This window comes from Streptomyces sp. NPDC058375 (assembly GCF_042723425.1).
Taxonomy (GTDB): Bacteria; Actinomycetota; Actinomycetes; order Streptomycetales; family Streptomycetaceae; genus Streptomyces; species Streptomyces durocortorensis.
Window position 1 is genome coordinate 1 of the sequence record NZ_JBHXJG010000402.1, and the last position, 4,171, is coordinate 4,171.

A 4,171-nucleotide genomic window follows, 5' to 3' on the forward strand; every position below is an offset into this window, starting at 1 on the left:
CTCCGGGGGTGCCGGCCCTTCCGGGTTCGGTGGCGTCGGCCTCAGCCGGTCGCTCCCACCACCAGGAGCAGGACGGCCCCCGCGACGGCCGGGGCGATCACCTCGTACGCCCAGCGCGCCGAGCCCCGGTCCGCGCCCTCGGGGGTCGTGTCACCGGCCCGCTCGGCGATGTCCCGCAGATCGCGGACGGTCTGGTCGGCCGAGGCAGTGCGCCCGGCGGAGTCGCGGACGTCGGCGCTGACCGACGTACGGCCGTAGGGGTCGTCGTGCGCCGCGCGGGCCGCGCTGCGCGCCGCGCGCTTGCGGGCGCGCAGGGAGACGGGGATCGCCCACAGCTGGTACTTCGTGCCGTCCTGGGTGAGCAGTTCGGAGGAGTACGAGGCCCGTACGTCGGCGACCTCGGTCCAGGGGAGCTGGATCGTCCGGAACGGGTTGCGGACCCGGATGTGCTCGTCGTTGGCGAAGACGGCGGGCCGCAGGGTGAACGCCACCACCAGCGGCACCACGAGGAGCAGCCCGGCCAGCGCGAGCCACGGCGTACGCCCCTCGCCCCGGATCATGGCGTCCCCGCCCATCCAGGCGATCAGCAGGAGCAGCAGCGACCCGCAGACCAGCGCGGCCACGGAACGGTAGGTCCGGTCGGCGGGGGGCGGCTCTGCGGGAGGTGTGGGGCTCGTCATGGGGCCGATTCTGCCCGATGGCCGTCCGGCCCGGCGGAGCGCCCGCCCGCGCTCGCGCTCCGGGGTCGAATCGCACGGATCGCCCGGCCCCCTGTACAGGTCGCTACGCGCGTAGATATGCTCCTCTGGTGACCATGCCCACCACTGCTCCCGCATTTTCCGACGCGACGGCGTCCGACAGTGCGCTGCGCCGCTTCCTGTTCGGGCTGCCCGGCGTCGACGCCGTCGGCCTCGAAGCGCGCGCCGCATCCCTCGGAACCCGTTCGATCAAGACGACGGCCAAGGCGTACGCCATCGATCTCGCCATCTCGATGATCGACCTGACGACGCTGGAAGGCGCGGACACCCCGGGCAAGGTCCGGGCTCTCGCCGCCAAGGCCGTCAACCCCGACCCGACCGACCGCACGACGCCGCGCACCGCCGCGGTCTGCGTCTATCCCGACATGGCGGCCACCGCCGCCGCCGCGGTCGCCGGCTCCGGTGTGAAGGTGGCGTCCGTGGCGACCGCCTTCCCGGCGGGCCGTGCCGCGCTGGACGTCAAGCTCGCGGACGTCCGCGACGCCGTGTCGGCCGGGGCCGACGAGATCGACATGGTGATCGACCGGGGGGCGTTCCTCTCCGGCCGGTTCCTGAAGGTGTACGAGGAGATCCTCGCCGTGAAGGCGGAGTGCGGCGAGGCCCGCCTCAAGGTGATCTTCGAGACCGGCGAGCTGTCCACGTACGACAACATCCGCCGGGCCTCCTGGATCGGCATGCTCGCGGGCGCGGACTTCATCAAGACCTCGACCGGCAAGGTGGCCACCAACGCCACCCCCGCCAACACCCTCCTCATGCTGGAGGCGGTCCGGGACTTCCGGGCGGCCACCGGCGTACAGATCGGCGTGAAGCCGGCCGGCGGCATCCGCACCACCAAGGACGCGGTGAAGTTCCTGGTCCTGGTGAACGAGACCGCGGGCGAGGACTGGCTGGACCCGCACTGGTTCAGGTTCGGCGCGTCCAGCCTGCTCAACGACCTGCTGATGCAGCGCCAGAAGCTCAGCACCGGCCGTTACTCCGGCCCCGATTACGTGACGGTGGACTGATAGCCATGGCATCCGCATTCGAGTACGCACCGGCGCCGGAGTCCCGTTCCGTCGTCGACATCGCCCCGTCGTACGGGCTGTTCATCGACGGCGAGTTCACCGAGGCCGCCGACGGCAAGGTCTTCAAGACCGTCTCGCCGAGCAGCGAAGAGGTCCTGTCCGAAGTCGCGCAGGCGGGCGCGGCGGACGTGGACCGGGCCGTGAAGGCGGCACGGAAGGCGTTCGAGAAGTGGTCGGCGCTGCCCGGCTCCGAGCGCGCCAAGTACCTGTTCCGGATCGCCCGGATCATCCAGGAGCGCAGCCGCGAGCTGGCCGTCCTGGAGACGCTCGACAACGGCAAGCCGATCAAGGAGACCCGCGACGCGGACCTCCCGCTGGTCGCCGCGCACTTCTTCTACTACGCGGGCTGGGCCGACAAGCTGGACCACGCGGGCTACGGGGCCGACCCGCGCCCGCTGGGGGTGGCAGGCCAGGTCATCCCGTGGAACTTCCCGCTGCTGATGCTGGCGTGGAAGATCGCTCCGGCGCTCGCCACGGGCAACACGGTGGTCCTGAAGCCCGCCGAGACGACGCCGCTCTCCGCGCTCTTCTTCGCGGACATCTGCCGCCAGGCCGGGCTGCCCAAGGGCGTCGTCAACATCCTCACCGGTTACGGGGACGCGGGCGAGGCGCTCGTCACGCACCCGGACGTCAACAAGGTCGCCTTCACCGGTTCGACCGCCGTCGGCAAGGCCATCGCGCGCTCCGTCGCGGGTACGGACAAGAAGGTCACCCTGGAGCTGGGCGGCAAGGGCGCGAACATCGTGTTCGACGACGCCCCGATCGACCAGGCCGTCGAGGGCATCGTCACCGGGATCTTCTTCAACCAGGGCCAGGTCTGCTGCGCGGGCTCCCGGCTGCTGGTCCAGGAGTCGGTCCAGGACGAGGTGCTGGACGCGCTGAAGCGCCGGCTGTCCACCCTCCGTCTCGGCGACCCGCTGGACAAGAACACCGACATCGGCGCGATCAACTCCGCCGAGCAGCTCGCCCGGATCACCACCCTGGTGGAGACCGGCGAGGCGGAGGGCGCGGAGCGCTGGAGCGCCCCCTGCGAACTGCCGTCGTCGGGTTACTGGTTCGCGCCGACCCTCTTCACCAACGTCACGCAGGCCCACACGGTCGCCCGTGACGAGATCTTCGGCCCGGTCCTCTCGGTGCTCTCGTTCCGTACCCCGGACGAGGCCGTCGCCAAGGCCAACAACAGTCAGTACGGCCTCTCGGCCGGCATCTGGACGGAGAAGGGCTCCCGCATCCTCGCGGTCGCGGGCAAGCTCCGCGCGGGCGTCGTCTGGGCCAACACGTTCAACAAGTTCGACCCCACGTCGCCGTTCGGCGGCTACAAGGAGTCGGGCTACGGCCGCGAGGGCGGCCGCCACGGCCTGGAGGCGTACCTCGATGTCTGACCAGAACCGTCTTGGTGTCTTCAAGACCTACAAGCTGTACGTCGGGGGCAAGTTCCCCCGCTCCGAGAGCGGCCGGGTGTACGAGGTGACCGACTCCAAGGGCCAGTGGCTCGCCAACGCGCCGCAGTCCTCCCGCAAGGACGCGCGCGACGCGGTCGTGGCCGCGCGCAAGGCGTTCGGCGGCTGGTCGGGCGCGACCGCGTACAACCGCGGCCAGGTCCTCTACCGCGTCGCGGAGATGCTGGAGGGCCGCAAGGAGCAGTTCGTCCGCGAGGTGGCGGCCTCCGAAGGGCTGTCGAAGTCCAAGGCGGCGGCCGTCGTCGACGCGGCGATCGACCGCTGGGTCTGGTACGCGGGCTGGACCGACAAGATCGGGCAGATCTCCGGCGGGGCCAACCCGGTCGCGGGCCCGTATCTCAACCTCTCCACCCCCGAGCCGACGGGTGTCGTCGCGGTCCTCGCACCGCAGAACTCGTCGTTCCTCGGCCTGGTCTCGGTGATCGCCCCGGTCATCGCGACCGGCAACACGGCGGTCGTCATCGCCTCCGCCGACGCCCCGCTGCCCGCGCTCTCGCTGGGCGAGGTGCTGGCCACCTCGGACGTACCCGGCGGTGTGGTCAACATCCTGTCGGGCGCGACGGCGGAGATCGCCGCCCCGCTCGCCGCCCACCAGGACGTCAACGCGATCGACCTCACCGGCGCGGACACCGCACTGGCGAAGGAGCTGGAGATCGCGGCGGCCGACAACCTGAAGCGCGTCCTTCGTCCACAGCCTGTGGACGCGGATGGCGCGTCGGACTCCACGGACTGGCTGGCCTCCCCCGGCACGCACCGCCTGACGGCGTTCCTGGAGACCAAGACGGTCTGGCACCCGACGGGTGCGCTGGGGGCCTCGGGCTCGTCGTACTGAGTACGGACAGCGCCACAGGTACCCGAACGGGGCCGCCCTCCCACCCCGGGGCGGCCC

Annotated in this window: 4 protein-coding genes; 3 read left to right on the forward strand and 1 reads right to left on the reverse strand. The window is 71.3% G+C overall.

Annotation, left to right across the window (positions count from 1 at the left end):
- Positions 1 to 41 precede the first annotated feature (41 nt).
- Complete coding sequence (locus ACFWM7_RS34105) at positions 42 to 680, reverse strand: PH domain-containing protein (RefSeq protein ID WP_383268325.1); 639 nt, start codon at positions 678 to 680, stop codon at positions 42 to 44.
- A 134-nt stretch (positions 681 to 814) separates the two neighbouring features.
- On the opposite strand from ACFWM7_RS34105, the gene deoC reads away from it, so the two are divergent.
- Genes deoC through ACFWM7_RS34120 form a run of 3 tightly spaced genes read left to right on the forward strand, consistent with a single transcriptional unit; the run spans position 815 to position 4,114 of the window.
- Positions 815 to 1,762 carry a deoxyribose-phosphate aldolase gene (gene deoC, locus ACFWM7_RS34110; protein WP_383268334.1) on the forward strand — a complete coding sequence of 316 codons (948 nt, stop codon included), beginning with the start codon at positions 815 to 817 and terminating at the stop codon, positions 1,760 to 1,762.
- Positions 1,763 to 1,767: 5 nt separating this feature from the next.
- Positions 1,768 to 3,204, forward strand: coding sequence for an aldehyde dehydrogenase family protein (locus tag ACFWM7_RS34115; protein ID WP_383268328.1), 1,437 nt, complete (start codon positions 1,768 to 1,770; stop codon positions 3,202 to 3,204).
- Positions 3,197 to 4,114, forward strand: coding sequence for an aldehyde dehydrogenase family protein (locus tag ACFWM7_RS34120; protein WP_383268331.1), 918 nt, complete (start codon positions 3,197 to 3,199; stop codon positions 4,112 to 4,114). Before ACFWM7_RS34115 ends, ACFWM7_RS34120 begins: the two co-directional genes overlap by 8 nt.
- Positions 4,115 to 4,171 lie beyond the last annotated feature (57 nt).